The sequence below is a fragment of the Sorangium aterium genome (assembly GCF_028368935.1).
GTDB lineage: Bacteria > Myxococcota_A > Polyangia > Polyangiales > Polyangiaceae > Sorangium > Sorangium atrum.
The window spans coordinates 1,534,948-1,561,770 of record NZ_JAQNDK010000002.1 but is presented as its reverse complement, the minus strand read 5'-3'; the positions used below and the strand labels follow the sequence as shown (position 1 = coordinate 1,561,770).

Genomic DNA, 26,823 nt, shown 5'->3' with positions numbered 1-26,823 from the left:
CAACCTGGTCTGCGAACCTGGCCCACCTCCAACCTGGGTCGGACCCGATGCAAACCTTCGGTCCGCTGGGTCCGCCGTGCCAACCTGGGTGGGGTCCGAACCTGGAACCGCAACGCTCACACTGTAACTCACGTTTTCTCTTGCGCATCTACGGCGCCCAGCCGTATGGCATCGACGGGCCGCGAAGACGCTTCTGAACGGGGGAGGATGAAAGCCAGCTGGAACCTCGCCGCGCAAACGCCGGGGGGGCTTCCTGCATAGCGTGAATCATGAGGTGCGCCTCTGCGCACGCCGCGAGGAAGCGCCGCCGTCGGCACGATGGTTCACCGGAATTCCCCTGTCCGGGTGGGATTGGCCATCACGGAGCCAGAGCCCGCGCACTTGTGCGGCGCAACCGAGATATGCCACCTCTGCAGGCCTGGGTGCGCCCGGCGGCGTTCGACCCCTACAGCGACGATGGGAGGTTGCCGTCAGTATACAAATCGCCCACGCACTTCGAGAGGTACGGGAGCGCTTGACCTTCGCCACAAGGGAGCGACGCCGCCCAGTAGCCGCCTCCCAGCGCGCTGGCCGTTGCGTATTTCCTCGCCCGGGTCCTCCTCGGCCGGCGCGGGCGCCGCAGAGCCGCCGCCGGCCTGCACCGGCCCGGGCTGTGGACGGCCGCGTGAACCAGGTTGCGGCGCGACGAAGGCTCCGCGCGAAGGCTCCGCGTGAACCAGGTTGCGGCGCGGAGGCTCGTGATAGTCTCGCTTCGCGCTCACCAGCATCCGGGTAGAAGGCGCAAGGGGCGGATTGAACAGCGACGACAGAGGGCGCGGTGCCGAACGGGGTGGACCGTCCAGGGAACGACGCCGCGAAGATCCGTCGGCGCCGGACGACACGCTGGCACGCGCCGTGGCCGACGCGTCGATGGCCCTCTCGCGCGCCGGCGATGACGGTCCGCAGCAAGCGATCGTGGCGGCGGCGGCGCGCGTCCTCCACGCCGACATCGCCTGCCTCTACGATGTCGCGCAGGCGCCGCACCCGCTCGGGCTCGTCGCCTGCGCAGGCGGCAGCGCGGACTCGCTGGACCCCCTGCGGCGCCTGCCGCTCGACGCCCCGAGCCTCGCCGGCGCCGCCGCCCGCACGGGCATCGTGCAGGTCGCGCCCGAGGACGAGAGCGCCGACGCGCTCCTGGACGCCGGCCATCTGCGCCGACGCTGCGGCTGTACCCACGCGTTCGCGATCCCCATCGCCTTCGCCGGCACCCTGCGCGCGGTGCTGCTCTGCGCCACGGCGCAGCCCGCCCTCCCGGAGGCCGAGCTGCTCGAGATCGCGGGCGCCTTGTCGAGCCTCTTCGGGATGGCGCTCACCGCCGCCGAGCTGCACGCCCAGCGCGCACGGATCGAGCAGCTGGAGCGGGAGAACCACGAGCTCGAGCGCTCGCGCGAGCAGCTCCACGCGACGATCGCGGAAGCGAGGCAGACGGAGGCAGCGCTCCGGCTGAGCGAGGACAGCCTCGCCCGCGCGCAGAGGTTGGCGAAGCTGGGCAACTGGGACTGGCACATTCCAAGCAATGAGCTGCTCTGGTCCGACGAGTGTTATCGAATGCTGGGCCTGTCCCGCGACGCCGGCACGATCACCTACGAGCGGTTCATCGACCGCATCCACCCGGAGGACCGAGAGGGTGTGATACGCGCCGTCGACCTCGCGCTCCAGGGCACCCTGCCCTATTGTGTCGATTACCGGATCGTCCGCCCGAACGGCGAAGAGCGCTTCCTCCACACCGAGGCGGACGTGCTCCGCGCCGAGGACGGCTCTCCGCTGCGGATGATCGGCACGGCCCTCGACGTCACCGAGCAGCGGCGCGCCGATCGAGCCTTGCGGCTCAGCGAAGAGCGCCTGCGGATGATCGCGGAGCACGCGAGCGACGTCATCTTCCATATACGGCTCGGCCCGGAAGGGGGCTACGAGTACATCAACCCCGCCGTCCTCGATCACACCGGCTATCCGCCCGAGGCCTGGTACGAGGACCCTGAGCTGTTCGTCACCCTGATCCATCCCGAGGACGTCGGGCGCTATCATGCGTTCGTCGAGCACATGGCCGCGGCCGGCGGTAGGCTCACCTTCCGGATCATCGACAGGAGCCGCCGGACCCGCTGGGTCTCGACCCACATCACGATCCAGCGCGACGAGCACGGAAACCCGATCGCCGGGATCGGCATCTCGCGCGACGTCACCTCGGAGAAGCTCGCCGACGAGGAGCGCGAGCAGCTCCTCGGACAGCTCGCGGCCGAGCGGCGCTGGCTCCACGCGGTCATCGAGCGCTCGCCGGTCGGCATCCTCCTCCTCGACCGGGCCGGCGCGCAGATCGCCCGGAATCGCCGCGCCCAGGAGCTCGCCGGGACAGACTCGCCGCCCGGGCTGCCGGGCGCATGGTGGCTGTGCCTGCCCGACGGACAGCCCCTCACGGACGAGGAGCAGCCGTCGGCGGGCGCGCTGCGTGGCGAGGTCACGAGCTCGAGGGAGCTGTCGCTCCGACGCGCCGATGGCACCATGCTGGCGGTGCTCGCGAGCGCGGGCCCCATCGTCGACGGGAACGGCAAGCTGCTCGGCGCGGTCGTCGTGTTCGACGACATCACCCGGCTCAAGGAGCTCGAGCGGCTCAAGGAAGAGTGGACGTCGGTCGTCGCGCACGACCTGAAGCAGCCCGTGACGACGATCATCGGCTATGCGACCCAGCTCGAACGGAAGCCCCAGGTCGCGACCGCGGTGAAGACGAGGGCGGGACACATCCTGGCGAGCGCCAAGCGGCTCGGGCGGATGGTCTCCGATCTCACGGACATCTCCCAGATCGAGTCGCGTCGCCTCGCGATCGACCGCGCTCCCATCGACCTGCGCGCGCTCGTGGAGGCGGTCGTCGAGCGGATGGCGAGCGAGACCGAGGGGCGCGCCGTCGACGTCGAGAGCCGCGGCGAGATCCCGATCGTGCGCGCGGACGCCGGGCGCGTCGAGCAGGTGCTCAGCAACCTCATCTCCAATGCCGTGAAGTACGGTGATCCAGAGACCCCGATACAGGTGGCGCTGGAGCGGCGCGACGACGCGGTCCAGATCTCCATCCGGAACAGCGGCCGTGGGATCCCGGCCGAGGATCTCCCGCTCCTGTTCGAGCGCTTCTTCCGGGGAAAGGCGAAGGAGGAGCGCGTGGTCGGCCTCGGCCTCGGCCTGTACATCGCGAAGCGGCTCGTCGAGGCCCACGACGGCAGGATCTGGGTCGAGAGCCCCGAGGGGGGTCACACGACGTTCCATTTCACGCTTCCCGTAGGGGCGGCGCCGCGCCGGGATGCGATGTAATCACGAGCCGCCCTGGCCTGCCGTGCGCGGTCAGCGCGCGCCCGCGACCGAAGCGGGGATCCACAGCGGTGGCTCGGGCGCGCCCCTCCCCGCTCCGGCCGGCACAGCATGGCTTCGTCCGGTGATGCGCTCGAACTCCACGACGTCATGAGAGCAGACGAGCCTTACCTCGTGGCCGCGCTCCTCGCACAGCGCGCGCAGCCGTCGCTGGTTCTCGAGCCGCGCGCCGCGGTCCTTCTCCATCATGAACTGATAGAGACGCAGACCCGGCGTGCACGCCGGCCGAACCGGGTCCATCTCTCGGTGATAGAAGTAGGCGTCGCCGGCGAGGAGCAGCCAGCCGCCGTCGCACCGGACAGCCACGCCAGCGTGGCCCAGCGTGTGACCGATGAGCGGGACGAAGAGCACCTCGTCCTTCAAACCACCCACCGGCCGCGCGCCCTCGAAGCCAAACCAGCGCTCGCCGCCGCCCGAGGGGTACGCAATCCAGTTCGGCTGCGTCGACCACTGAGCCGGCCGGTAGCGCATCCGGTCGAGGAGCGTCCGCCGAGCGATCGCGGCGTCACGCTCGTCGGCGAGCAGATGGACCTGCGCTCCAGGAAAATCGTCGAGGCCTCCGGCATGGTCGAAATCGAGGTGGGTGAGCACGATATGGCGGACCTCCTCGGGTCGAAGGCCCAGGCGCTCGATCTGCCGGCGCGCGGTCATCTCGGCGCGAAACTCCGGTCGCAGGAGGAAGAGGAAGAACCGGCTGAGCCGCTTCCTCGCCATCGAGACGTCCAGCAGCCCAAGCCCGGTGTCCACGAGGACCAGGCCGCTGTCCGTCTCGAGGAGCAAGCAATGGCACGTCAGCCTCCCGCGGAGCCCCAGGGTCCGCCCGTCCATCAGCGCGCCGCCGACCGGGCAAGTCGAGATGCAGTTGAGATGATGGATTCGCACGGACGCATCCCCCTTCGCGGCTACCCTGCTCCCGCGACGACCGCTCGACGAGGTGGCGCCGACGCGGGCCCACGGCGCGGCGTGCGCTCGAACTGCTCATCGCGACCCGCTCGCCGCAGATCCCACGACCAGAGCCTGGGCTCACCGGAGCGCATGAGGCACCGTGACTGCACGGGGTATGCCGAGCTCCTCGAGGAGGTCGATGGCACTGCGCGCCCGGGCCCACGCCACGAGATCCCTGCTCCGGGGCCCGGCGCGGGAGCACCGCGGTTCAGGCCGCCCTGAACGGGAGGCGTCCTGGATGGGCGGCCTTGACTTTCGTACCCCGCCTGGACACTTCCTGACCCCGAGCGACCCATGTCCTTCGCCCGCGCCACCGCGCGCCACCCCGAGTTCCGCCGCGGTGCGCGTGACATGCTGCACGTGTCGCCCGGCATCGCCGCCTGGGGCCTTGTGACCGGCGTCGCGATGGTCAAGAGCGGGCTCACGGCGCCGCTCGCGGTGCTCATGTCGCTCGTGGTCTTCGCCGGCAGCGCGCAGCTCGCCACGATGCCGCTGCTCGCGTCCGGCGCGCCGCTCTGGGTCGTCTGGGCCACCGCCGCCTGCGTGAACCTGCGCTTCGTGATCTTCAGCGCGATGTGGCGGCCCTACTTCGCGCGGCTCCCCAGGTGGCGACGGTGCCTGTGCGGCTATTTCAGCGGCGACCTGAACTACGTGATCTTCAGGGAGCGCTTCCCCGCGATCGAGCCGTCGCCCGCGCAGGAGCCCTACTTCTGGGGCGGCGTTGCGATGAACTGGTCTGCATGGCAAGGCGCATCGCTGAGCGGCATCGCGCTGGCCAACGTGATCCCGGTCGAATGGGGCCTGGGCTTCGCCGGCGTGCTCGCGCTGCTGGGCATCACCTGCTCGCTGCTCCAGGACAGGGCCACCTGGCTGGCCGCCGGCACCGCCGCCAGCGCCGCGGTGGCCGCCTACGCGCTGCCGCTGAAGCTCAACATCCTCGTCGCGATCGCCGCCGCGGTCGCGGTGGGCCTGGGCCTCGAGGCGGCCGAGGAGGCGCAACGACGCGCGCGCAAGGTGACCGAAGAGGCCGGACGATGAGCGCCTGGGAGACCCTCGTGGCCATCGTCGGCCTGTCGCTGATCACCGCGTTCACCCGCGCCTTCTTCCTGTACCCCGACCGGGATCTGCCGATGCCAGGTTGGCTCAGGCGCGGGCTGCGCTACACGCCGCTGGCTGCCCTGGTGGCCGTGATCGTGCCCGAGGTGGTGATGACGCAGGGACACCTCATCGCGACCTTCCAGGACGCGCGGCTGCCCGCGAGCGTCGCGGCCGGCGCCTACTACTTCTCCCGCCGCGGCATCCTCGGAACCATCGTGATCGGGATGGCTGTGTTCTTGCCGCTGCGCATCGGGCTGGGCTGGTAGTGCGCGGGCGCGCAGGTTCTCCTGAGGCGCCAAGGCTGGTACGCTGGGCGACATGTCGGATGAGAGTGCCCACCGTCCGCACCAGCCCACGAAGGCATCCGCTCGCGGGAGCGACTCGACCGGGGCCAGGGGCGTTGGCCCGGGGGATGTCGTCGGCCAGCACTTTCGGATCGACGAGCTCCTGAAGAAGGGAGGCATGGGCCGGGTCTACCGGGCAACCGATCTTCGCCTCGGCGAGCCGGTCGCGCTCAAGCTGATGGATCCGGCGATCGTCGGCACGGAGAGGGCGCGCGCGCGCTTCTTCCGCGAGGCGCAGACAGCGGCGAGGCTGCGGAGCAAGAACGTCGTGCAGCTCCTCGACTTCAACGTCGATGCAGCCACGCAGGTGCCCTACATCGCCATGGAGCTCCTTCGCGGCGAGGATCTGGCCCAGCGGATCGCCCGCGGGCCACTCTCCTATGAAGAGACGACGGCGATCCTCGGCGATGTCTGCAGCGCCATCGCCAAGGCCCACCGCATGGAGATCATCCATCGCGACATCAAGCCGGCCAACGTCTTCCTCGTCGAGGACGACGATGGCCCTCTCTGCAAGGTCCTCGACTTCGGGATCGTCAAGCTGGGTGACCTCGGGCTTGACGCCCAAGGATCCCCGCAGACGGACGCCGGCGCCACCCTGGGCACGGTGAGCTACATGAGCCCGGAGCAGATCGCCGACGCCCGTGGGGTCGACCTCCGCGCGGACCTGTGGTCGATCGGCGTGATCGCCTACGAGTGCATGACCGGGCAACGGCCCTTCCGCGGCGAGTCGCTCTTCGAGCTCGTCCACAAGATCTGCTTCGATGTCCCGGTCCCGCCGTCGCGGCTGGCGGACGTCCCGAGCGGCTTTGACGCCTGGTTCGCCCGCGCGACCCACCGCGACCTCGACCGCCGGTTCACCTCCGCCCGCGAGCTCCTCGAGGCGCTCCGGGCGCTCGCCGGGCGCCCGCCGGATCCGCCCCCGCCCCGGCCCTCCGGCGGGCCGCCCGAGCCCCCCGTCAACCAGAGCTGGGCCTCGGACGCCAACCAGATCGACATCGGCGCCCTCAAGGACCTGACCTTCAAGAACGCCGTGGTCCGCGAGTTCCTCGACAGCGCCAACAAGCACTTTGTCTCGGGGAGCAAGGGGCTCGGCAAGACCCTCCTCCTCACGTACAAGCGCTCGGTCCTCAGCGAGATCTACCTGGCGGCGACCGGCCGCGAGCGCCGCCACGCCGCCGTGCAGTTCATCCCGGAGGGGCGGCCGTACCTCGATCTGATGGGCGATCTGCCCAGCGTCGATCAGACCCGGACCGACCTCATGTCGGGTCTCCACGAGTGCAAGCGGCTCTGGAGCTTCAGCTTCCGCATGTCGATCGTCTCCTACCAGTCCGCGGCCGCCGGCGCCGCCGATCCCGCGGATCTGGCGCCGCTCCCCCGGAGCCTGCGCGGGCTCCTGGAGGGCCGGCCGGTCGAGCCGACCATCGTGCTGAAGGAGCTGCTCTCGCTGACCGTTCGCCAGATCAACCAGGTGGTCGACGCGATGGAGCGCCCGCTCGAGCGGCGGCTCCGCTCGCTCCACAGCGGCGTCTACATCTTCATCGACAAGCTCGATCAGGCACTCCGTCGGCTCCCGCGGGCCGCGTGGATCCACATGCAAGCGGGGATGATCGAGGCCGCGTGGGATCTGATGAACGCCAACAGGCACGTCAAGATCTTCGCCACCATCCGCGAGGAGGCGTTCTCCGCCTACGAGTCCGACATCAAGAACAACCTCTACGGGGCGACGTCGACGCTCCGCTACGCCAAGCACGAGCTCTTCGAGCTGCTCGAGAAGCTCACGTACTATTACGAGCGCCTGCCGCTCCGCGAGTTCATCCACCTCGACGTGGTGAGCGCGGGCCGCTCGGCCCGCGGCGAGTCGACCTTCGACTTCCTCCACCGCCACACCCTCGGGCGGCCGCGCGACCTCGTGATCCTCGCCTCGGAGATCTCGCGCAACCGAACGGCCCTCGACGAGCGGACCTTCACGCAGATCGTGCAGCGCACCAGCGCCGGCCTCCTCGTGGCCAACATCTTCGACGAGATGCGGGTCTTCCTCGAGGTGCTCTGTGACCGCGACAAGCGGGCTGGCTTCCTCGGCCTCCTCCCCTGCGACGTCCTCACCCACGACGAGGTGATCGAGGTCTGGTGCAAGTTTCATGAGGTCGATCGCGCGTACTACGACGCCCACGGCCGGGACGCCGACGAGGTCTACCACCCCTTCCGCGAGCTCTTCGAGTGCGGCCTCCTCGGGGTGCTCGGCGCCGATCCGGGGACCGAGCGCCAGCTCCAGCACTTTCGACAGCCGCACGACGCCGTGGTCGGCTCGCGCCACGCGCTGCCGCGCTCGCGGTATTACCTGCTCCACCCGTCCCTCCGCGCGTTGATCGAGCCGCTCCCCGGCGGCGGCCCGTTCCACGCGATCCGCCACGTGGTCATCGGCCACGAGGAGCCCTGGCCGCGCCACTGGGACCTCGTTGTCGACGTCCAGCGCGAGCTCTTCCGGCGCCCGGACGCCGACGAGGAGGTCGCCGGGGAGGTGTTCTCCCTCCTCGACCGCCTCTCGACGGAGGTCGCCGACGGCGAGGGCCCTGAGGCCGCGCGGCGGGCGATCGCCGCCTCCCCCACCTTCGCCCGCCTCAGCGCGCACCTCGAGCGGATCCACTGGGACGATCTCCACCTCACGCTCCTCGAGCTCTTCCCCGACGAGCGGCGGGAGGAAACGGAGCCGACCGACCGGGTGGAGGTGGCGATGCTGCTCATCGACATCGTCCGGTCGACCCACATGATCCGGAGCATCGGCGACACCGGCTTCGTCGACCACCTTCACCGGCTCCGCGGCTCCCTCCGAGGGGCGACGAATCCGCGCCTGCTGAAGGGGACCGGCGATGGGTACCTCGCGGTCTATCCCACGGTGGCCCGCGCCGTCGACGCGGCCCGCATGCTCCGTCGCACCATCGACGACCCTGCCCAGCTGCGCCTCGTCGTCCACTGGGGCTGGGTGCGGATGAGCGATCACGACGTCATCGGCAGGGAGGTCCACCGGCTCTTCCGGATCGAGGCGGTCACCGAGGAAGATCGCATGGACGAGCCGGGCTCCGGGCTCGGCCTGCCGCGCCCCGGCCGCGTGACGCTCTCGCGCTCCGCGGCCGCCGCGCTCCCCGACCCGTCGCGCGCGGACTTCCGCCGAGCGGGCGCGTTCCGGCTCAAGGGGTTCGACGATCCCGAGTCGATCTGGGTGGAGATCGACGAGGTCGACGCCTGCCCGTGAGATCGCGCGGTGAGCCCGAGGGCCGACCGGCGCGCCGCGTCCTCCGCCCGCAAGCGCTCGGCCGGAGGCGCGCGCCAGTGTGGTAGTCTGCCGGCGACATGACCGAGCTACTTGGCCTCGTTTTCTCGCCGTGGACCGAGAAGGCCCGCTGGGCCCTCGACGTCCGGCGCGTCCCCTACACCTTCCGGCACTACCTGCCGCTCGTCGGTGAGCCGGCGCTCCGGGTGAAGCTCCGGCGGCTCACAGGCCGTGTCTCGGTGCCTGTGCTCACCACCGACGACGGGCGCGTGCTCGGGGACTCGGCCGACATCGCGCGCTGGGCGGACGGGCGCGGCGCTGGACCGACCCTGTTCCCAGTCGAGCACGAGGCCGACATCGCGCGGCTCATCGATCTATCGGAGCGCGGCCTCGCCGCCGGGCGCGCCCGCGCGCTGAGGCGCATGCTGGCCGACGACGAGGCGCTCGCCGAGATGGCGCCGAGGCCGATCCGCCGCGCGCTCCGCCCCCTCGCCTCGCGGCTAGGAGCGCTGGGGGTCGCCCGCACCCTCCGCAAGTACGAAGGCGACAAAGCCGACGGCGAGGCGCACCGGCAAACGCAGGTCGCCGTGCTGGAGGAGATCCGCGAGACGCTCGCGCGGGCGGCGCCGTCCGGAGACGCGCCGAGGACGCTCCTCGGCCGCTTCACATTCGCGGATATCGCGATGAGCCAGGTCCTCGTGAACGTCGCGCCGCCCGCCCAGCTGAAGCTCGGCGCCGCCAGCCGGCGGTGCTTCTCCGACCCCGACCTGCGCGATCGCTACGACGACCTGATCGCGTGGCGCGACCAGCTCTACAGCGCCTTCCGCGCGAGCTGACCGGCCGCGTCGGGCGAGCGCGGCATCTCGAGCGACGTGAAGCCTGGGGAAGCCAGCATGGCAATGTGCTTCATCAAGGGGCTCTCTCCTTCAGGCGTCGAGTGAGGCTGACCGGGAGCGCGGTCGCCCAGCGCGCACCCCTCGACCGTTGGCAGGCTCGTCCGCAGCGCTGGGCCTCGCGTCGCGCCAGAGGCTCGATCGTGGACGCCGGATCTGATAGCGATGGAATTTACCATGAAACAAGCGTGGCAAACGGACGAGCTGGGCCGCTTTTTCGAGATGTCCGTGGATCTGATCGGCACCGCCGGTTTTGACGGGCATTTCAAGCGGGTTGGCCAGGCGTGGGAGCGCACGCTCGGGTTCTCGCGCGAAGAGCTCTTGTCGACGCCGTTCATCGACTTCGTGCACCCCGACGATCGAGAGCGCACGCTGGCCGAGTCGGCGCAGGTGTTCGGCGGCAGCGGCAGCGTGACGTTCACGAACCGCTACCGGTGTCGCGACGGCTCTTACCGATGGATCGAGTGGAACTCGTCGGTTCACCCGGAGGAGGAGCTCGTCTATTTCGTCGCTCGTGATATCACCGATCGCAAGCGCGCGGAGGAGTCGCTGATCGAGGCCGAGTCCCGGTTCCGGGCGGCGGTCGAAGGGAGCCTGGACGCCTTCTTCGTGCTCCGGAGCGCGCTCGACGAGGCCGGGACACTCGTGGATTTCGTGATCACCGACGCCAACCAGAGGGCCCTCGCGGGGATGTCGATGCCCCGCGAGGAGATCGTCGGCAAGCGGCTCAGCGAGCTTTCGCCCGCCGCGCGCCAGCAGCTGGACAAGTACGCGCGCGTCGCTCGGACCGGCGAGCGGCTCCTCGAGGAGGAGCTGAGCGACAGTCCATTGCACAAGGATCGGTGGTTCCAGCATCAGGTCATCCCGCTGAGCGACGGTGTCGCGATCACGATCAGGGACATCACGCCCTTCAAGCAGCTGGAGGCCGAGCTCAGGGAGGCGCTCCAGCGCCGGGCCATCCACGCAGAGGAGCTCGAGGAGAAGAACCGCCTTCTCGCGGCGGAGAACGCCGAGCGCGAGCGCGCCGAGGCGCTGATGCGGCAGCAGCAGGAGACGATGCGCGCCATGTCCACGCCCATCATCCAGGCGTGGGAGGGGGTCCTCGTGCTGCCGATCATCGGGACCGTGGAGACGGGGCGGGCGAATGACATCATGGAGCGGCTGCTCACCGAGATCGTGCGGACGAGCGCGCGCTTCGCCATCCTCGACCTGACCGGCGTGAGCGCGGTGGACGCCGCGACCGTGGCTCACCTCCTCGCCGTGGTGCGCGCGGCGAACCTCCTCGGCAGCAGCTGCCTCGTCTCCGGGATCTCGCCCGAGATCGCGCGGACGATGACGGAGCTCGGCGCGGCGGATGGCGGGTTCAAGACCTTCAGCGTGCTCCAGAGCGCCTTGCGTTACGCGCTCTCCCACTGCGGCGCCAAGGGCCCGCGGTGAGCCGACCGGGCGCGCGCATCGACGCGCGCTTGAGCTGATGAGCTGACGTGACGTGGCGGGGAGCGCCTCTGCGTCGCTCGACGGCTGTCGAGCCGCTCACCCGCGGCTGCGCGCCCGCTTGCCGTCCGCGGGCGCGAGCCATCGATCGAGCTCGTCCGAGACGAGGTGAAAGTCGAACGCTTCGGAGTCGATCCCGAGCTGGGTCATGGCGCCGATGATGAACGACGTGACCACGCGGGCCGCGGAGCGAGGATCCAGATCGGAGCGCAGCTGTCCGCCGCGCACGCCTTGTCGCACGAGGTGCTCGACAGCGAGGTTCCACTCCTTGTGGACGGCGCGGAGCGCCGCCTGCGCCGCCGGGTCGCGCTGCGCGCGCACGGAGAGCTCTTGCAGCACGGCCGCGAGGTGCGGATTGTCCTGGAAGGTGCGCCATGCGCTCTCGAGGTGCGCTCTCAGGATCGCGCGCGCGTCCGCCGGGCCTGCGGCGCCCTGGCCTGCCGGGCGTCGCTGCGCCTCCACGAACTTGTCTGTCACGTGCGTGACGATGGCCGCGAGGAGCTCGTCCTTCGTCCCGAAATAGTAGTGCAGCGTCGAGATATTGACCCCTGCGCGCGCCGCGATGTCGCGCGTCCGCAGCCCCTCGAGGCCCTTCTCGGCGATGAGCGTATACGCCGCCTCGAGCAGGTCGCGCCGCCGCGCTGCACCGAGCTCCGTGGACGAGGTCTTGCCGCCCGCGGCGGCGCTTCTCATCTTCGCCAAGCCCGCGCAAAGCTACAGGTTTCCTCCGGTCCCAGCAAGCGCCCGCGGCGCGCGCCTTGACCGTCCGGCCGCCGTCGCGTATTGTCAATCAACTGATTGATTGACTCCCATCGCATGGAGGAAATGCATGATGTCCTTGGAGCTCACCACCGCGCCGCTCGCCGCCCGGGTCCAGCGAAAGGCGATAGGCGTGGGGATGCGTCTGTTCTTCGCCTGGTCGCACCTTGCGTATCGCCTGCTTCCGCCGTGGGGCGGCAAGCTGCGCGCTGTCGATCACCTCACCGTGCCGTGCTCGGATCTCCGGGTGGCGGAGCGGTTCTATGTCGGGCTGCTCGGCGCGCGCCTGATGATGCGCGTCGACGTCCCGTTCCTCGAGCGGATGGGGCGGCCTGCAGACGAGATCGCGCGGGGGGTCCACCTCTCGGTCGTGTTCGCCGGGGGGCCGCGGCTCGACCTCTTCGAGTCGCCGATCGGGCAGCCGCCCCGGAAAGCGGATCATCCGCACTGCGCGCTCTGGGTCGCGCCCGGGAAGCTGCTTGCGTGGAAGGAGCGCTTGAACGCGGCCTCGGTGCCGACGTACGGCCCCACGCGGCTCGGACCGCCGGGCCAGGCGTCGCTCTATTTCAACGATCCATTCGGCAACCGCCTCGAGCTCGTCACGCTCGGCTTCACCGGGGAGATACCGGTCGGGGCGCCCGACCTCTCCGCGCTGGACTACACCTGGGCTGGTCCGTGAGCCGCCAGCGGACTGCAAGCTGATTACAATCGGATGACGCCGCGCGGTCGATGCCTGGCGTGATTTCCGGGTGGCGTCTCCTCCCGCGGTTGCCCGGGAGGAAAGTGGGCACTATGGGAGCGTACCCGAACGGCGCTGCCCGGTCGGGCCGTGCCCGGCGGGGGCGAGCTGCCCGTGACCGAGCCCATCGCCACGAAAGGAACGCTCCAATGCCTGTTGACGTGAAGTACACGACGCAAGCCACGGCCCATGGCGGCCGCGATGGCCACGCTGCCACTGCCGACGGTGCTCTCAAGGTCAAGCTCTCGACGCCGAAGGAGCTCGGCGGCGCTGGCGGCGAGGGGAACAACCCGGAGCAGCTGTTCGCGGCGGGTTACGCGGCTTGCTTCCTGGGCGCCCTCAAGTTCGTGGCCGCGCAGGAGAAGGCCCGGATCCCGGCCGAGGCCACCGTGACGGCGAGCGTCGGCATCGGCCCGCGCTCCGAGGGCGGGTTTGGCCTCGACATCGGCCTTCGGATCGCGCTGCCGGGCCTGGAGCGGTCGCAAGCCGAGCAGCTGGTCGAGAAGGCGCACCAGGTTTGCCCCTACTCGAACGCCACGCGCAACAACGTCCCCGTCCGCCTAGAGGTCGCCTGACCGTCTGACGCCGCGCGCCCCCTCCACGGGCGCCGGCCCCTCGTGGACGAGCTCCCGGTGGAGCGCCGCAAACGCTCCCCCCCGCGCGAGCAGCTCGGCGTGCGTCCCCTGCTCGACGACCCGCCCGTGGTCGAGCACGACGACGCGATCGGCGTGCCGGATCGTGCTCAGCCGGTGGGCCACCACGAAGCTCGTCCGCCCCCGCAAGAGCTTCCCGAGCGCCGCCTGCAGCCGGGCCTCGGTGAGCGCGTCCACGGCGCTCGTCGCCTCGTCGAGCAGCACGATGCGCGGGCTCACGACCATGGCGCGCAGGAAGCACACGATCTGCCGCTGCCCGAGCGACAGCGCCGTCCCGCGCTCGCCGACCTCGGTGCGCAGGCCGTCCGGCAGCGCGTCGAGCATGTCGAGCACGTCGAGGCCCCGCGCCGCGTCGCGGATCTCGGCGTCCGTCGCGGCGGGGTTGCCGAGGCGCACGTTGTCGAGCACCGTCCCGCTGAAGAGGAAGTTGCTCTGCAGCACCAGCCCGAGCTGCGCCCGCAGCGAGGCGGACGAGGTCGCCGCAATATCGTGCCCGTCGACGGTGATCGACCCCGCCGTCGGCAGGTAGAGCTTCGCGAGCAGGTTCAGGATCGACGTCTTGCCGCTGCCCGTGTGCCCGACCAGCGCGATCATCTGCCCCGGCTCGGCGACGAGATCGACGCCGTGGAGCACCGGCTTGCCCGGATCGTAGGCGAAGTGGACCCCCTCGAACACGACCCGGCCGCGCACCGGGGGCAGCGCCGGGAGGCCGCGCTCGTCGGGCCAGTCGGGCGCCGTATCGAGCACGCGGAAGAGCCGTTCGGCCCCCGCCATCGCCGTGAGGGCCTGGTTGTACTGGTTGCCCAGGACGGGGATCGGGTTGAACAGGAGGTTCGCGAGGAAGAAGAACTCCACGAGCACGCGCAGCTCGATCGCGCCGTGGAGGGCCTGATAGCCGCCGGCGACCACGAGGACGGCCAGGAACAGCTGCCCGTTGAACTCGAGGAGCGGAAGGAACGCCGCCGAGTGGCGCGCCGCATCCATGTTGTAGCGGGAGTGGTCGAAGATCAGCGCGCGGAACAGCCCGCCGTTGATGTCCTGCCGCACGAAGCCCTGCGTCACGCGCACCCCCGTGACCGACTCGGCGAGCGTCGCGGTCACGCGGGTGAAGCTCTCCTGCGCGCGCTGGTGGGCTGCCCCGAGGCGCTTGTGGAAATAGACGATCAGCCCCCAGAAGACGGGGACCATCGCGACCACCACGAGGAAGAGCTGCCAGTGCGCGTGGGCCATCAGCGCCATCGCGACGGCCATGGTGCCGAGGTTCACCGTGCTCACGAACACGACGTCCTGCACCGCCACCCGGATCGCGTCGATGTCGGACGTCATGCGGCCGATGAGGCGCCCCACCTTCGTCTTCACGAAGAAGCGCATCGGCATGCGCAGGAGGTGCGCCTCCAGCCGATCGCGCATGTCGAACACCACCGCCTCGCCGAGCTCGAGCGCGAGCCGCGCGCGGTAGTGGAAGACGATCTCGGTGAAGAGGACGAGCGCCGCGAAGCCGAGGACGGCGAGCAGCGTCGCGCGCGCGTCGCGCCGGGCCACGGGGCCGCTGATGATGGCGCCGACCGCCCAGGTCAGGATCGGGAGCTGGATCGATCTCACCACCACGAGGGCGAAGAGCGCGTTCCGCTTGCGCGCGTACGGGCGGGTGAAGGCGAACACCCGCCGCACGAGCCCGAGATCGAGCGTGCGGTGGTGCTGGTCCCGCTCGTCGTCGAGCGCCACGCGCGTGAGGCCGAGGCGCACGTCGATCGGCGCCGCCTCGGCCGCGGAGCGGGCCGTTCCCGACGTCGTCGCGGGGCGGCTCGGCGCGTCGACTCCGCGGCTCACGCCGGGTCCTCGGCAGGGCGCGCGCCCGCGGCGGCGCGGCGCGAGGGGGTGTCGTCCGCCCGCGCCCCGGAGGCGTGGGCGTCGTGCAGCGCGAGGGCGCTCGCGTAGTGGCCGCGCCGCCGGAGCAGCTCCTCGTGGGTCCCCCGCTCGGCGATGCGGCCCCGGTCGAGCACGATCACCTGGTGCGCGCGGCGGAGCAGGTGCGCCCTGTGCGTCGCCATGATCGTCGTCCGCCCCCGCGTCGCGCTGAGGATCGCGTCGAGGATCTCGCGCTCGGTGCTCGCGTCCACGGCCGCGGTCGGGTCGTCGAGCAGGAGCAGCGGCGGGTCGAGCAGCACGGCGCGCGCGATGGCGAGCCGCTGCCGCTGGCCGCCCGAGAGGTTGGCCGCCGCCTCGCCGAGCTCGGTGTCGTAGCCCTCGGGCAGCTCCCGGATGAACTCGTCGGCGCAGGCGACGGCCGCGGCGCGCTCGATCTGCTCGCGCGTCGCGTGCGGGGCGCCGAACGCGATGTTCGCCGCCACCGTGTTGCTGAAGAGGAAGTTGTCCTGAAAGACGACCCCCATGCGCCGGCGGATGTGGTCGAGGTCGTGGCGCCGGAGGTCGACGCCGTCGAGGAGGACACGCCCCGACGTCGGATCGTAGAAGCGCGGGATCAGGCTGAGCAGCGTGCTCTTGCCCGCGCCGGTCGGGCCGATCACGGCGACGAACTGCCCCGGCGCGACGTCGAGGTGGACGTCGTGGAGGACGGGCCGCTCCGGATCGTACCCGAACGTGACGCGCTCGAACACGAGGCGCCCCTCCACCCGGGCAGGGCGCGCCGGCGCCTCGGGGCTCGTGATCTCGACGGGGGTGTCGAGCACCTCGAAGACGCGCTTCGCCCCGATGAGGCTCTGCTGCGCGGTGTTGACGATCGTCGCCATGCTCGCGATCTGCCCCGAGAACTGCTGCAGGATGCCGGCGAACACCACGAGCTGCCCGAGCGTCATCCGGTCGCGCGTGACGAGCAGCCCGCCCATGCCGAGCAGGATGACGAGGTTGATCTGCCCGAGCAGATCGATGGTCGGGCTGAGCACGCTGACCGTCCGGAAGGTCTCCTGCTGCTGCTCGCGCACCTCGCGGCTGCGCTCGTCGAAGCGGCGATGGGCCTCGCGCTCTCGCCCGAGCCCCTTGATGACCTGGATGCCCTGCAGCCCCTCCGTGAAGCTCAGGACCATGCGGTCCACGAGCTCCCGGTTGCGCAGGTAGGCGGGCTGCGCCCACCGGGCGAAGAGCGTGCTCGTGATCCAGAGGAGCGGCGTCGGGGCGAGGCACGCGAGCGTGAGGAGGGCGTGCGCGCGGAGCATGTACGCGACGTACACGCCGAGCGACAGGACCATGATGACGCTCGGGAGCAGCACCCCGTCCACGAAGGAGCGCACGAGCTGCACGTCGCCGGTGACGCGGTTGATGAGCGAGCCGCTCTTGTTGGCGTCGAAGAACCGGAAGCTCAGCCGCTGGAGCTTGTCGTACACCCGTGCCCGGAGATCCGGGACGATCTCCATGTGGACGAGGTGGCCCACCGAGAGCGCGTAGCCGTAGTTGATCACCGCGCGCGCGACCGCCATCGCGAGGATGGCGGCGCCGATCGAGAGGACCGCGCGCATGGGCTCACGCTCGGCGTCTACCAGCGTGCCGAGGCCGGCCGGCAGATCGGGGAGGCGGTTCGACGGATCGAGCCGATGGCGGAGGATGTCGATGGCGAGGCCGGTCAGGCCGAGCCCAGCGAGCCCCAGCGAGAGCAGGACGATCTGGTAGCCGAGGACACGGAGGACGCGCCCGCGGTACGCCCAGCTCAGCCCGAGGAGCCGCAGCAGGAGAGAGCCGCCCTCGCGGGAGCGCCCTGTTTCAGGCGAAGCGAGGGAACCGACATCAGGACGTGAACCGGACAACATCAGCGCAGGGCACCTGGCATACCGGCCATGCCGGGGCCCGTAAGCTACCGATTTGTGCGGCGTTCGCCAGCCGCGGGGACACGAACCAGGGGCGCGGCCCGCGTGTCGCCTGGACCGCTGGGTCAGCGCCCTGACAGGGCTCCTGGCGCTCCGCTAGTACATCAGGTTGCCCTTGCCGAGCTGGAAGTTGATGTTCGATCCGAACTGATCGCGCGCGTTCTGGACGCGCGAGATCGCGTTCGAGATCCGGCCCTGGCGCTGCGACCAGGTCGCCGCCGAGAGGCCCGCCGCGATCTCGGTCTTCGCCAGCTGGAGGCGATCCGTGGAGACGGGGTGCAGCGGCGTGCCGCCGGCGTCGAGGACCTCCAGCGCGTCGTCGATCTCGGCCTCGGCCAGCTCCATCAGGCGCCGCTGGACGTCGGCGCGCGTGTCGTGGAACTGCTGGACGAGCACCTGGGCGGCGTTCAGGCGCTGTCTTGCGATGTCGAGGTTGAACGCCGCGTTCAGCACGCGGAGGAACCGCCCGATCTTGTTGATGTCGGTGTCGGGGAACTGGATGGGGCTGCCGAACCGCGCCTCGAGCTCCAGGCCGGCCGGCGAGTCCTTGAAGAAGTTCGACAGGTAGAACGCCACCGCGCCCTCGATCTGGTTCCCGAAGGCGTTCGTGTGGAAGAACGGCGGCGTGTCCACGGCCTCGATGAGGGGCGGGGTGCTGAACGTGCCGTCGCCGAACCCGTTGAGAAAGCCGATGTCCAGGACATCGATGTTGGGCGAGGCCAGCCCGCTGCCGCCGAAGCCGCCGTCGAACGCGCCGATGGTGCCGGTCGCGGGGGCCTTCCGGGTGCCCGTGTCCAGGTTGCGGTTGCGCCCCGTGTCCAGGTGGTTCGCGCCCGCGTTCGCGTGGCACACGTTGCAGCGGCCCCGCGCCGGGTCGAGGAACGCCTGCCGCCCCTCGTTCGCCTCGGGATCGGCGAGGTTCACCTGCGTGAGGTTGAGCTCGTTCGTCCGGCCCAGGCTCATCTGGAAGGCGAGCGTCAGATCGAGCTCCTGCGCCGTCGGGAGCCGGAAGGCGACCCCCGGCACGCGGCCGAGATCCGTCGGGTAGTGCTGCGTGATCGCCCCGGTGAGGAACTCGCGCAGCGAGCCGGTGCCCGGGGCGCCGTCGCCCGACCAGCCCGTGCGATGGACCGGCGGGCTCGCTATCCCGTCCACCGGATCCGGCGTGATGCTCGTCGCCAGCGAGAGCGTGTGGGGGACCGCGCGCATCGAGAACTTGTTGTCGAGATCGTCGAAGCCATCGATGTTCTCGCGGATCAGGCCGAGCGTCTTCAGCTCGGGCGTCTCGAGATCGGTCAGATCCGGGTCCTGCTCGAAGACGAACAGCGGGTCGAGGGGGTTGTCCTCGAGCAGAGCGTCGATGAAGGGGATGTCAATCGTGAAGTTGTTTCCGACAGGATGGCACGTCCCGCAGGAGCGGCCGTTGCCCTCGAAGGTCTCGCGAAAGAAGATATCGGCGCCCGCGCAGATCTCCCTCGTGACGAGCCCGGCGATCACGCGAGGATCCTGGTCGCAAGCCGCGAGCCGCTGCTGAGCCGTGAGCGCGCTCGACGCGGCGCCGAGGGGCTCTACCTCGCCCTCGCCCTCCGGCGCGGAAGGGGCGCACGAGGCGAGGAGGGAAACAGAGACGATGGGGGCGAGGATCAAGGAACTCAATCTCGGACTTGGCATGACGCGCTCTCTTCCTGTTACTGTTGTTCGACACCGATTCCGAACCACGGCGTTCATGGATGCGGCGCGCCGTCCGGCGGCAGCGCCGAGGAAACACAGGTGAAACCGACCTGGCGCTACGATGACGGCCGGCGGCCGACGCGGCGCCGGCGCTGCGGGCGAGATGGCCGATCCAGGCCATCCCCGCGGCGTTGGAGGCACGCCGGAGGCTCGAGGCCCGGTCCTCGCGCGCTCCATGCGACAAGCGCGCTCGGGCCGCTCCGCCTCGATACGACCCCCTACGGGGATCGCGCCACAGGCGATCTCAGGCGGCGATTACTTAGCGGACCGGACCAGACATGGCAACGTTCACAAACGTTCGCAGCACAAATCTGACTTCCTAACGAACCTTTACAAGCAGGATCACGAGACGACATTCTCCGGCTGATCGGCCTGCGGCATCGCCGGGTATCGCCATGACGGCGGGCGGAGCGGGCGCGAGGAGGAGCCGTGTGCCCGGCTCCGCGGGCGTGCTCGGGAGATCGAAGCGGACATGGGTGCGAAGACCGGCGGCATCCCCTCACCTCTCGCGGTGAGATCAGTGACCGTGCCGGTTCAATGGCCAACGTTTAGGTCGGCCGATGGCGCGCTTCCAACTCATTAGTAGCATGGGCCCCATGCATCCCGTGCATCTCGCTTCCATCGACCTGAACCTGCTCGTCGTCCTCGACGCCCTGCTGGCGGAGGGGAGCGTCACGCGCGCGGCGGCGCGCGTCGGGCTGAGCCAGTCGGCGATGAGCCACGCCCTCGGGCGCCTCCGCGTGTTGATCGACGATCCCGTCCTGGTGCGCACGCCGCGGGGGATGATCCCGACGCCGCGCGCGCAGGAGCTCATCGGCCCCATCCGCGAGGCCCTCGCCAAGATCGAGGCGACGGTCGCGCGCAGCCCTCGCTTCGAGCCCGCGACGGCGCGCCGCTCGTTCACCGTCGCCACGGTCGATTACGTGGAGCTCATCCTGCTGCCGCGGCTCGTGCAGAAGCTCGTCTCCGAGGCGCCCTTCATCGACCTCGTCGCGCGCCCCTACGACAGCGAGATGTGGAGCTCCATGGAGACCGGCAAGGTCGATCTCGCGATCGGCCTGCTCCCCACCTTGCCCGCGGGGTTTTACCGGCAAAGGCTCATCGAGGAGCGCTACATGTGCGTCGTGCGAAGGAACCACCCCGCGGTGCGGGGCAAGCTCACGCTCAAGACGTACACGAGCTTGCCGCACGCGCTCATCAGCCCGCGCGGCGAGGGGGGAGGCCGGGTCGACGAGGTCCTCGCCGAACGAGGGCTCTCACGCCGCGTGGCGCTGCAGATCCCGCACTTCCTGGTGGCGGCCCACATCGTGGCCCAGACCGACCTCGTCCTGACCGTGCCGGCGCGCATCGCGCGCGTGTTCGCGGAGATGGAGGAGCTGCACGTCATGAAGCCGCCCGTGGAGCTCGGCGGGTTCTCCGTGGATCAGGTGTGGCACGAGCGGCACGCGAAGGACCCGGCGCACATCTGGCTGCGCGGCGTCTTCGCGGAGATCGCCCGCGACAGCTGACGCGCTCTCCCGCGCGGCGACCAGGTCTCGCGGGAGCGGAGGCGAGCCGACGTGCCGAGTGACGAATGGATGAACCGGTTAACTCGCGCCGCCGTTCAACCCGGGCCGCCGGGCGCGGCGATGAACGGGGTGCCCTCGGTCTCGGCGAGCTGCCGGTGGAGCGAGGTCAGGCGGGCCGTGACGGGGCCGCGCTCGCCGCGGCCGATCGTGCGCCCGTCGAGGCTCCGGATGGCGATCACGCCCGCGCCGGTGCCCGTCAGGAACGCCTCGTCGGCGGCGAAGACGTCGAGCCGCCCGATCGAACGCTCCACGACCGTGAGCCCGATGCCGCGCGCGAGATCCATGACGGCCGCGCGGTTGATGCCCTCGAGGCAGCCGTCGGTGGCCGGCGGCGTCGCGAGCACGTCGCCGCGGAGCGCGAACACGTTGGCCACGGAGGCCTCGGCGATGTGGCCCCGCGCGTTCAGGAGCAGCGCGTCGTCGGCGCCGCGCTGCCTCGCCTCGAGCTTCGCGAGCGCGGAGCCGAGGTAGTTCAGGCTCTTGATCCGCATGTCGAGCGCGTCCGCGTTGGGCCTCCTGTGGCTCGACGTGATGAGCTCGAGGCCGCGCCGCCGCTGCTCGTCGTCGAAGAGGCGGATGGCCCCCACGATGCAGAACAGCCCCGGCCGCTCGCAGGTCGTCGGGTCGACGCCGAGCGGGCCCACGCCGCGCGTCACCACGAGGCGCACGTAGGCCTCGGGCTGGCCGTGCGCACGCGCGGTCTCCTCGACGATGGCGCGGAGCCCGTCGAGCGAGCGCGGGAGCGCGATGCCGAGCGCCCTCGCGCCGATCTCGAGCCGCGCGAGGTGGCGCTCGATCCGGAAGACGCGCCCCGCAGCGACGCGCATGCCCTCGAACACGCCGTCGCCGTAGAGCAACCCGTGATCGGTCACGTTCACGGTCGCGTCCGCAGCGTCGACGATCCGCCCATCAATCCATGTCTTCATGCCGTTCACCTCCTGCCCTCGCCCTGGAGGGCGCGCGCGACCCGCTCGGCGGCGTCGCGTGTGTGACTCACCGCGGCGTCACGACGATCGCCGCGCAGGCTCTGGGCGGCCGCGGCGCAGGCGACGCAGCCGTGCAGGCCGCCTCGCGCGAGCACCGGGGCCGCGATGACGGTCAGCCCGTCGATCCACTCCCCCTCGTTGACGTCGTGGCCGCGCTTCGCCGCGCGCCGCGCGGCGCGGAGCGTGGCGGGGTCCGCGCCCGAGGCGCCCACGAGCTCCGGCGCGTGCGCGAGGTAGAGCCGGCCGCTCGCGGTGACGTCGACCGGCACCTCGGCCCCGACGGTGGGGGTCGCGCGAAGGAGCCCCGTGCCCTCCGCCTTGTCGAGCACGACGAGCCTGCCGGCGCGCGCGGCGACGAGGAAGAACGTCTCGCCGAAGGCGCGCGCCGCCCGCTCCAGCTCGGGCCTCGCGACGCGCGCGACCGCGTCGAGCCCCTGCGCCCCGAGCCCGAGCCGGATGAGGCCGACGCCGAGCCGGTAGCGCCCCTCCCCGTCCTGCTCCACCAGCGCGTGCGCGGCGAGCGACGCGAGCAGCCGGTGCAGGGTCGCCTTCGGCATGCGGAGCCGCTCCGCGAGCTCCGAGAGCGAAGCGCTGCCACCCCCCTCGCGCAGCGCCTCGAGGGCGCGCACCGCCTTGTCGACCGTCCCGGATCGCTCCATGCTAGTTCCACTATTCGGAATTACGTTCCGATTAATGGTATACCTCCATCCCGCGCCGCGGTCGAGGGCGCGCCTCGGGTGCGGCGCGGCGCCGCGGGATTCCCGCGGCATGGCGGGCGGAGGCGCGCGGGGCCGGAGGAGGCGCTGGGGCAGCGGGCTCAGCGCTGGGGGCGACGCGCGCTGGTGTCGCTCGAGGGGGTCGGATAGCGTCCTTCCGTCCCGCCGTGAGCTGCGGAGGAGAGGAGCACATGCGGAAGATCTCATCGGTCGTACTCGTCCACGGCGCCTGGCACGGCCCGTCCTGCTGGTCCCAGGTCGCGTGTCGGCTGCTCGCCGGCGGGCTCGACGTCCGGGTGCCAGAGCTGCCGAGCGTCGGGCCCGCCGCCGGCGAGCCGGGGAGCCTCGCGGCGGACGCAGAGGCGGTGCGGGCGGCGCTGGCCGAGGCGCCAGGCGAGGCCGTCGTGGTCGCGCACTCCTATGGGGGATTGCCGGTCACGGAGGTGGCGGCCCGCGCGGGCAACGTCGCCCACCTCGTCTACCTGTGCGCGTTCATGCTCGGCCCGGGGGAATCCCTGCTCTCGGCGATCGGAGGCCACGAGCCGCCGTGGTGGATCACCTCCACGGATGGCCGGACGATGATGCCCGACCGCGCGCGCGACATCTTCTACAACGACTGTAGCGACGAGGTCGCAGCCGCCGCGGCAACGGCGCTGCGGCCCCAGTCCAAGGCGTCCTTCACGGAGCCGCTGGGGGCCGCGGCCTGGCAGGAGCTGCCCTCCACGTACGTGATCTGCGAGCGCGACAACGCCATCCCGCTGTTCGCGCAGGAGGCGATGTCGCAGCGCGCGAGGGACGTGCGGCGCCTCGACGCAGGCCACTCACCGTTCCTGTCGCAGCCGGACGAGCTGGCCGCGCTCGTGCGCGACATCGTCGCGGCCGCAGGCGGCTGAGCCGACATCGGCGCGCGGCGCGGCGACGTCGGGGCGGCATCGCCCGCGCCTGGCTCCCGGAACCCCATCGACATTCCTGCTCGGCCAGCGAAACGGCGGCGGAGGGCTGCCGTATCCAGCGAGCAGGGCGGCCTGTCGCGACGGCCTGTCGCGATGGGCAGACCCGCGCCCGACGCTGCCGTGGAGGATCAACCCATGACTGTCCTGAACATCGCCTCGATCGAGAAGCTCAGCCTGCCCGGGCTCGCCCACCAGACCCTCGCCGGCCCTCGCGACGGCCTCCGGACGCTCGAGGTGTGGATGCAGACCGTTGCGCCGGGCGCGCAAACGCCGCGTCACCGGCACGCATGTGAGGAGGTGATCGTCGTCCTCCGCGGCTCCGGGACATGCGAGATCGATGGAGTGGCCCTCACGTTCGGCCCGGGCTCGACGCTCATCGTACCGGCGGGTGTCCCGCACCAGATCGTGAACACGGGTGAGGAAGAGATGCACGTCGTCGCCGCGCTCGGCGCAGCGCCGGTCACCGTGGAGACGCCTGCCGGCGAACGCATCGAGCTGCCGTGGGATCAGCACCGCTTCGCTGGCAAAAAGTGCGAGGTCTGACATCGATGCCTGTAGGCTGAGCCAGGCCGCCTGTCGCTTTCTGGCGAGGTCGCCTTCGCCGAGCAGCCGGGCGGGCGTGCAGCCTTGTTCTGCCCGGCCGCAGGACGCTGCCTGCACCGGAGCCACGTGAGGCGCCCTGGCTCGTGGCACACGGGTTGCCGTCTGGTGCTGGCATGAAACCGAACACGCTCTTCAAGGTCCTTGTGCTGGTCGCTAGCTTCCCGTTCGCCGCCGGCTGCGCTCTCGGCTCCGAGGAGGAGTCGGCACCGGGGCAACAGTCGCTCGGCGCTTCGTCCGACGCCGAGGGGATCTGGCGCTCCACGAAATACTCCTTCGGGCTCTGCTCCGGCGAGTGCATCACGACGGTCTCCCGCGACGGCGCCGAGCTCTCGCTCAAGGCCTGCACGCACAACCAGGGCTGTCCCCGCTCGAACCTGGCGACGCTGACGGACGAAGGCGCGCGAAAGCTCGACGAGATCGAGGACGCGCTATCGGGCGTCGCCCTCGACGACCGCTACGGCTGCCCTGACTGCGCCGACGGCGGCGCAACGTCGGTGCACCTGCGCCGCGACGGTCTCGAGACGTCGCACCTCTACGGGTATGCCGAGGCGCCGGCGCCCCTTCTGGCGCTCGATCACCTGGTGGCCGAACTCCGGCTCGGCCTGGACTCCTGCACACCGGGACCGCTCCTGACGCTCTCGCCGGGGTGCACGCCCAAGTGAACGCGCTCGACCGGAGGCTCGGGGCCAGATCGTCCGGGTGAGACCGCCGCCGCCGGAGCCCCGCCCGACCAGCGACGCCCGCCGGAACAGGCGCTAGCCGTCGTCCGGCACGTAGAGCTTCACGTCGTCGAACTCGGCGGTGCCCTCGTAATAGTTGATGTGCGGATCACCGAAGAAGAAGTGATCCGGGTAGGCCGACCCCGCCGGCCAGGTCTCGAAGGTCTCGCCGAAATCGACCGTCTCGCCGTGGCGCTCCGCCTCGATCTCGTCGGGGCGCTGGTTGTAGTGCCACGTCACCGGCGGCTCGCGGAAGTCCCTCCGCGCGGCGTACGTCGTGCTGCCGCCGTGGTGGAACCTGCCCGCCGCGGACATCGCATAGCCCCGGCCGTCGCGCTCGACGGTGAATACGTAAGCCTCCCTGTCGAGGTACTTGTCCACGAAGATGGGGCCGTCCTTCCACCCGGCCGCGGTGTACGACGTGAACCCATTTCCGGTCCACGGGCTCCCGAACGCATCGCCGCGGAGCCAGATCATGCTCACATAGCGTGATCCATCCTGCTCGGCCCGGCCGGTCGAGGGGTTCCAGACCGCCGACCAGGGGCCGTCCTCTCCGAAGTTGCTGTCGGTGTCCATCACGACCTTCCGGTGGTGATGGATGAAGACGTTGTTGTGAGGGGCCGGCCGCGGATAATCGGTGATGCAGAGAAAGTAAACACCATTATCGAATATCGCCGACCGCGGCGCGGTGCTGCGATCGCTGAACCGCTACGGGTCGGCCAGCTCGTCCCCGTCGTAGCCGTTGGTCTTGCCCCCGTGCGTCCTGCTGCCCTCGCGCAGGCCGCCGAAGTCGATGTTCGAGACCGTCACCTCCACGCGGTACCGCGGCGGCAGCGGCGCGGTCGAGCGGAGGATCGCGCCGTCGTAATGGCGGGTGGAGACGAGCCTCGCCTTGCCGCCCACCGCCTCGAAGCGGCCGCCTGTCTCGGGGACGCCATCGCGGTCGCTGTCGCGGCCGTACAGCTCGACCGTGAGCCAGCCGCCCTCGCCGTACGTGAAGGACTTCCGGAACGATCGGAACCTCCGCAGCCCTTCCCGGAACACCTCGCCGCCCCGCGCGGAGAAGAACTCCCCATCTTCGTCGAAGACGTCGACGTGATAGGGGCTCTCGTCCCCATACCGATCCTCGATCCACGCCGCGGGCTCCTGGAACGGCGCATCGAAGGTCTCGTGGTGGACGAGCTTCCAGCCGGCGCCGGCGGCCCGCGCCGCCGGCTTCGGCCCGCCGCCGCTCGCCCCGAGCGCCTCGGGCGCGGGCGCGCGCGAGCACGCCGCCGGCAGCACCACGGCGAGCGCGGCGAGGCGCCGCGTCGACGCCTGGCCGCGCTCGGGCGGCGCCACGCCGCATCAGCGGTTGGGCTGCGGGGTGAGGCGCAGGTACGGGCGGACGGCGTTGTACCCCTTGGGGAACTTCTGCGCGAGGACGGCGGGGTCCTGGAGCGAGGGGACGATCACCACCTCATCGCCGTCCTTCCAGTTCGCGGGCGTCGCCACGGAGTGGCTGTCCGTGAGCTGGAGCGAGTCGATGAGGCGCAGGATCTCGTCGAAGTTGCGCCCCGTGCTCGCCGGATACGTGAACGTCGCGCGGATCTTCTTGTTCGGATCGATGACGAACACCGAGCGCACCGTGAGCGTGTCGCTCGCCTGCGGGTGGATCATCCCGTAAAGGCCCGACACCTTCCGGTCCACGTCGGCGAGGATCGGGTAGTTCAGCTTCGTGCGCTGTGTCTCCTCGATATCCACGGACCAGCGCTTGTGCGAGTCGACGTCGTCGACGCTGAGCGCGATGGGCTTCACGCCGCGCTTGTCGAACTCCGCCTTGAGGTTGGCGACCGCGCCGAGCTCGGTCGTGCAGACCGGGGTGAAATCCTTCGGGTGCGAGAACAGGATCACCCACGAGCTCCCGGCCCACTCGTGGAATCGGATGGTCCCGTGCGTGGACTCTTGCTCGAAATCAGGCGCGATGCTTCCGAGTTGCAGGCTCATGACATTCCCTCCTGGCCGCGGCCCAGTCTCCGCTATGGCGGAGGAATCTCCGTCAAGCCGCTCAGCGTGTCAAGCCGGGAGCGGCGGTGTTTCGCGCCGGGGCGCCGCCGGCGCGTTCGACCGCACCGCGCCGCACCGCGCCGCGCTTGGCCGGCGCGGC

General features: G+C 70.7%; 22 protein-coding genes. 12 read left to right on the top strand and 10 right to left on the bottom strand.

Annotated elements, in window-relative coordinates:
* Nucleotides 1-894: 894 nt before the first annotated feature.
* Nucleotides 895-3,333 (top strand): PAS domain-containing protein, encoded by a 2,439-nt coding sequence (locus POL72_RS20915; protein WP_272097250.1) that lies wholly within the window; start codon nucleotides 895-897, stop codon nucleotides 3,331-3,333.
* A gap of 30 nt (nucleotides 3,334-3,363) precedes the next feature.
* Here POL72_RS20915 and POL72_RS20910 read toward each other — a convergent pair whose 3' ends face one another.
* Nucleotides 3,364-4,272 carry an MBL fold metallo-hydrolase gene (locus POL72_RS20910; protein WP_272097249.1) on the bottom strand — a complete coding sequence of 303 codons (909 nt, stop codon included), beginning with the start codon at nucleotides 4,270-4,272 and terminating at the stop codon, nucleotides 3,364-3,366.
* A gap of 357 nt (nucleotides 4,273-4,629) precedes the next feature.
* Between POL72_RS20910 and POL72_RS20905 the strand changes: the two genes are divergently transcribed.
* The 5 genes from POL72_RS20905 to POL72_RS20885 all read left to right on the top strand — a co-directional run bounded on the left by POL72_RS20905 (nucleotide 4,630) and on the right by POL72_RS20885 (nucleotide 11,375).
* On the top strand, nucleotides 4,630-5,373 hold the full coding sequence (locus POL72_RS20905; protein WP_272097248.1) for an AzlC family ABC transporter permease: 744 nt from the start codon (nucleotides 4,630-4,632) through the stop codon (nucleotides 5,371-5,373).
* Nucleotides 5,370-5,699 carry an AzlD domain-containing protein gene (locus tag POL72_RS20900; RefSeq protein WP_272097247.1) on the top strand — a complete coding sequence of 110 codons (330 nt, stop codon included), beginning with the start codon at nucleotides 5,370-5,372 and terminating at the stop codon, nucleotides 5,697-5,699. The genes POL72_RS20905 and POL72_RS20900 overlap by 4 nt, the downstream gene beginning before the upstream one ends.
* Nucleotides 5,700-5,751: 52 nt before the next feature.
* Complete coding sequence (locus tag POL72_RS20895; RefSeq protein ID WP_272097246.1) at nucleotides 5,752-9,027, top strand: P-loop ATPase, Sll1717 family; 3,276 nt, start codon at nucleotides 5,752-5,754, stop codon at nucleotides 9,025-9,027.
* 98 nt (nucleotides 9,028-9,125) lie between these two features.
* Entirely contained in the window at nucleotides 9,126-9,881 is a 756-nt protein-coding gene (locus POL72_RS20890) for a glutathione S-transferase N-terminal domain-containing protein (protein ID WP_272097245.1), read from the top strand.
* 234 nt (nucleotides 9,882-10,115) lie between these two features.
* Complete coding sequence (locus tag POL72_RS20885) at nucleotides 10,116-11,375, top strand: PAS domain S-box protein (RefSeq protein WP_272097244.1); 1,260 nt, start codon at nucleotides 10,116-10,118, stop codon at nucleotides 11,373-11,375.
* A gap of 96 nt (nucleotides 11,376-11,471) precedes the next feature.
* On the opposite strand, the gene POL72_RS20880 is transcribed toward POL72_RS20885, so the two are convergent.
* Nucleotides 11,472-12,125, bottom strand: a complete 654-nt coding sequence (locus tag POL72_RS20880; protein WP_272097950.1) for a TetR/AcrR family transcriptional regulator — start codon at nucleotides 12,123-12,125, stop codon at nucleotides 11,472-11,474.
* A 136-nt stretch (nucleotides 12,126-12,261) separates the two neighbouring features.
* Between POL72_RS20880 and POL72_RS20875 the strand changes: the two genes are divergently transcribed.
* Together POL72_RS20875 and POL72_RS20870 are read left to right on the top strand one after the other, a co-directional pair.
* Entirely contained in the window at nucleotides 12,262-12,870 is a 609-nt protein-coding gene (locus tag POL72_RS20875; protein WP_272097243.1) for a VOC family protein, read from the top strand.
* A gap of 209 nt (nucleotides 12,871-13,079) precedes the next feature.
* Nucleotides 13,080-13,505: an organic hydroperoxide resistance protein gene (locus tag POL72_RS20870; RefSeq protein WP_272097241.1), complete on the top strand. Its 426-nt coding sequence runs from the start codon at nucleotides 13,080-13,082 to the stop codon at nucleotides 13,503-13,505.
* On the opposite strand, the gene POL72_RS51260 is transcribed toward POL72_RS20870, so the two are convergent.
* The 3 genes from POL72_RS51260 to POL72_RS20855 form a co-directional block, all read right to left on the bottom strand.
* Nucleotides 13,491-15,413: an ABC transporter ATP-binding protein gene (locus tag POL72_RS51260; RefSeq protein WP_272097240.1), complete on the bottom strand. Its 1,923-nt coding sequence runs from the start codon at nucleotides 15,411-15,413 to the stop codon at nucleotides 13,491-13,493. The genes POL72_RS20870 and POL72_RS51260 overlap by 15 nt on opposite strands.
* Nucleotides 15,410-17,344: an ABC transporter ATP-binding protein gene (locus tag POL72_RS20860; RefSeq protein WP_272097239.1), complete on the bottom strand. Its 1,935-nt coding sequence runs from the start codon at nucleotides 17,342-17,344 to the stop codon at nucleotides 15,410-15,412. Before POL72_RS20860 ends, POL72_RS51260 begins: the two co-directional genes overlap by 4 nt.
* Before the next feature lie 153 nt (nucleotides 17,345-17,497).
* Nucleotides 17,498-19,048 (bottom strand): hypothetical protein, encoded by a 1,551-nt coding sequence (locus tag POL72_RS20855; protein WP_272097238.1) that lies wholly within the window; start codon nucleotides 19,046-19,048, stop codon nucleotides 17,498-17,500.
* A gap of 680 nt (nucleotides 19,049-19,728) precedes the next feature.
* Between POL72_RS20855 and POL72_RS20850 the strand changes: the two genes are divergently transcribed.
* Nucleotides 19,729-20,640, top strand: a complete 912-nt coding sequence (locus POL72_RS20850) for a LysR family transcriptional regulator (RefSeq protein ID WP_272097237.1) — start codon at nucleotides 19,729-19,731, stop codon at nucleotides 20,638-20,640.
* A gap of 95 nt (nucleotides 20,641-20,735) precedes the next feature.
* Here the strand turns inward: POL72_RS20850 and ilvE are convergent, their stop codons facing one another.
* Together ilvE and POL72_RS20840 are read right to left on the bottom strand one after the other, a co-directional pair.
* A complete protein-coding gene (gene ilvE / locus POL72_RS20845) occupies nucleotides 20,736-21,626 on the bottom strand; it encodes a branched-chain-amino-acid transaminase (protein WP_272097236.1) in 891 nt (296 codons plus the stop codon).
* 5 nt (nucleotides 21,627-21,631) lie between these two features.
* Nucleotides 21,632-22,345, bottom strand: coding sequence for an IclR family transcriptional regulator (locus tag POL72_RS20840; RefSeq protein WP_272097235.1), 714 nt, complete (start codon nucleotides 22,343-22,345; stop codon nucleotides 21,632-21,634).
* Nucleotides 22,346-22,593: 248 nt separating this feature from the next.
* Between POL72_RS20840 and POL72_RS20835 the strand changes: the two genes are divergently transcribed.
* The 3 genes from POL72_RS20835 to POL72_RS20825 all read left to right on the top strand — a co-directional run bounded on the left by POL72_RS20835 (nucleotide 22,594) and on the right by POL72_RS20825 (nucleotide 24,620).
* Entirely contained in the window at nucleotides 22,594-23,295 is a 702-nt protein-coding gene (locus tag POL72_RS20835) for an alpha/beta hydrolase (protein WP_272097234.1), read from the top strand.
* A 153-nt stretch (nucleotides 23,296-23,448) separates the two neighbouring features.
* On the top strand, nucleotides 23,449-23,898 hold the full coding sequence (locus tag POL72_RS20830) for a cupin domain-containing protein (RefSeq protein WP_272097233.1): 450 nt from the start codon (nucleotides 23,449-23,451) through the stop codon (nucleotides 23,896-23,898).
* Between the two features lie 173 nt (nucleotides 23,899-24,071).
* Nucleotides 24,072-24,620, top strand: coding sequence for a hypothetical protein (locus POL72_RS20825; RefSeq protein ID WP_272097232.1), 549 nt, complete (start codon nucleotides 24,072-24,074; stop codon nucleotides 24,618-24,620).
* Between the two features lie 93 nt (nucleotides 24,621-24,713).
* Here POL72_RS20825 and POL72_RS20820 read toward each other — a convergent pair whose 3' ends face one another.
* The 3 genes from POL72_RS20820 to POL72_RS20810 form a co-directional block, all read right to left on the bottom strand.
* On the bottom strand, nucleotides 24,714-25,253 hold the full coding sequence (locus tag POL72_RS20820; RefSeq protein WP_272097231.1) for a hypothetical protein: 540 nt from the start codon (nucleotides 25,251-25,253) through the stop codon (nucleotides 24,714-24,716).
* Between the two features lie 132 nt (nucleotides 25,254-25,385).
* Nucleotides 25,386-26,018, bottom strand: coding sequence for a hypothetical protein (locus POL72_RS20815; RefSeq protein ID WP_272097230.1), 633 nt, complete (start codon nucleotides 26,016-26,018; stop codon nucleotides 25,386-25,388).
* A 6-nt stretch (nucleotides 26,019-26,024) separates the two neighbouring features.
* A complete protein-coding gene (locus POL72_RS20810; protein WP_272097229.1) occupies nucleotides 26,025-26,663 on the bottom strand; it encodes a peroxiredoxin in 639 nt (212 codons plus the stop codon).
* Between the last annotated feature and the right edge of the window lie 160 nt (nucleotides 26,664-26,823).

What these genes read in the sequence shown, in the direction of transcription:
- POL72_RS20820 (WP_272097231.1), bottom strand. Translation starts at nt 25,253, where the DNA reads ATGGACACCGACAGCAACTTCGGAGAGGACGGCCCCTGGTCGGCGGTC.
- POL72_RS20885 (WP_272097244.1), top strand. Translation starts at nt 10,116, where the DNA reads ATGAAACAAGCGTGGCAAACGGACGAGCTGGGCCGCTTTTTCGAGATG.
- POL72_RS20900 (WP_272097247.1), top strand. Translation starts at nt 5,370, where the DNA reads ATGAGCGCCTGGGAGACCCTCGTGGCCATCGTCGGCCTGTCGCTGATC.
- POL72_RS20860 (WP_272097239.1), bottom strand. Translation starts at nt 17,344, where the DNA reads ATGTTGTCCGGTTCACGTCCTGATGTCGGTTCCCTCGCTTCGCCTGAA.
- POL72_RS20880 (WP_272097950.1), bottom strand. Translation starts at nt 12,125, where the DNA reads ATGAGAAGCGCCGCCGCGGGCGGCAAGACCTCGTCCACGGAGCTCGGT.
- POL72_RS20840 (WP_272097235.1), bottom strand. Translation starts at nt 22,345, where the DNA reads ATGGAGCGATCCGGGACGGTCGACAAGGCGGTGCGCGCCCTCGAGGCG.
- POL72_RS20825 (WP_272097232.1), top strand. Translation starts at nt 24,072, where the DNA reads ATGAAACCGAACACGCTCTTCAAGGTCCTTGTGCTGGTCGCTAGCTTC.
- POL72_RS20835 (WP_272097234.1), top strand. Translation starts at nt 22,594, where the DNA reads ATGCGGAAGATCTCATCGGTCGTACTCGTCCACGGCGCCTGGCACGGC.
- POL72_RS20870 (WP_272097241.1), top strand. Translation starts at nt 13,080, where the DNA reads ATGCCTGTTGACGTGAAGTACACGACGCAAGCCACGGCCCATGGCGGC.
- POL72_RS20810 (WP_272097229.1), bottom strand. Translation starts at nt 26,663, where the DNA reads ATGAGCCTGCAACTCGGAAGCATCGCGCCTGATTTCGAGCAAGAGTCC.
- POL72_RS20830 (WP_272097233.1), top strand. Translation starts at nt 23,449, where the DNA reads ATGGGCAGACCCGCGCCCGACGCTGCCGTGGAGGATCAACCCATGACT.
- POL72_RS20875 (WP_272097243.1), top strand. Translation starts at nt 12,262, where the DNA reads ATGATGTCCTTGGAGCTCACCACCGCGCCGCTCGCCGCCCGGGTCCAG.
- ilvE (WP_272097236.1), bottom strand. Translation starts at nt 21,626, where the DNA reads ATGAAGACATGGATTGATGGGCGGATCGTCGACGCTGCGGACGCGACC.
- POL72_RS20905 (WP_272097248.1), top strand. Translation starts at nt 4,630, where the DNA reads ATGTCCTTCGCCCGCGCCACCGCGCGCCACCCCGAGTTCCGCCGCGGT.
- POL72_RS20895 (WP_272097246.1), top strand. Translation starts at nt 5,752, where the DNA reads ATGTCGGATGAGAGTGCCCACCGTCCGCACCAGCCCACGAAGGCATCC.
- POL72_RS20890 (WP_272097245.1), top strand. Translation starts at nt 9,126, where the DNA reads ATGACCGAGCTACTTGGCCTCGTTTTCTCGCCGTGGACCGAGAAGGCC.
- POL72_RS20850 (WP_272097237.1), top strand. Translation starts at nt 19,729, where the DNA reads ATGCATCCCGTGCATCTCGCTTCCATCGACCTGAACCTGCTCGTCGTC.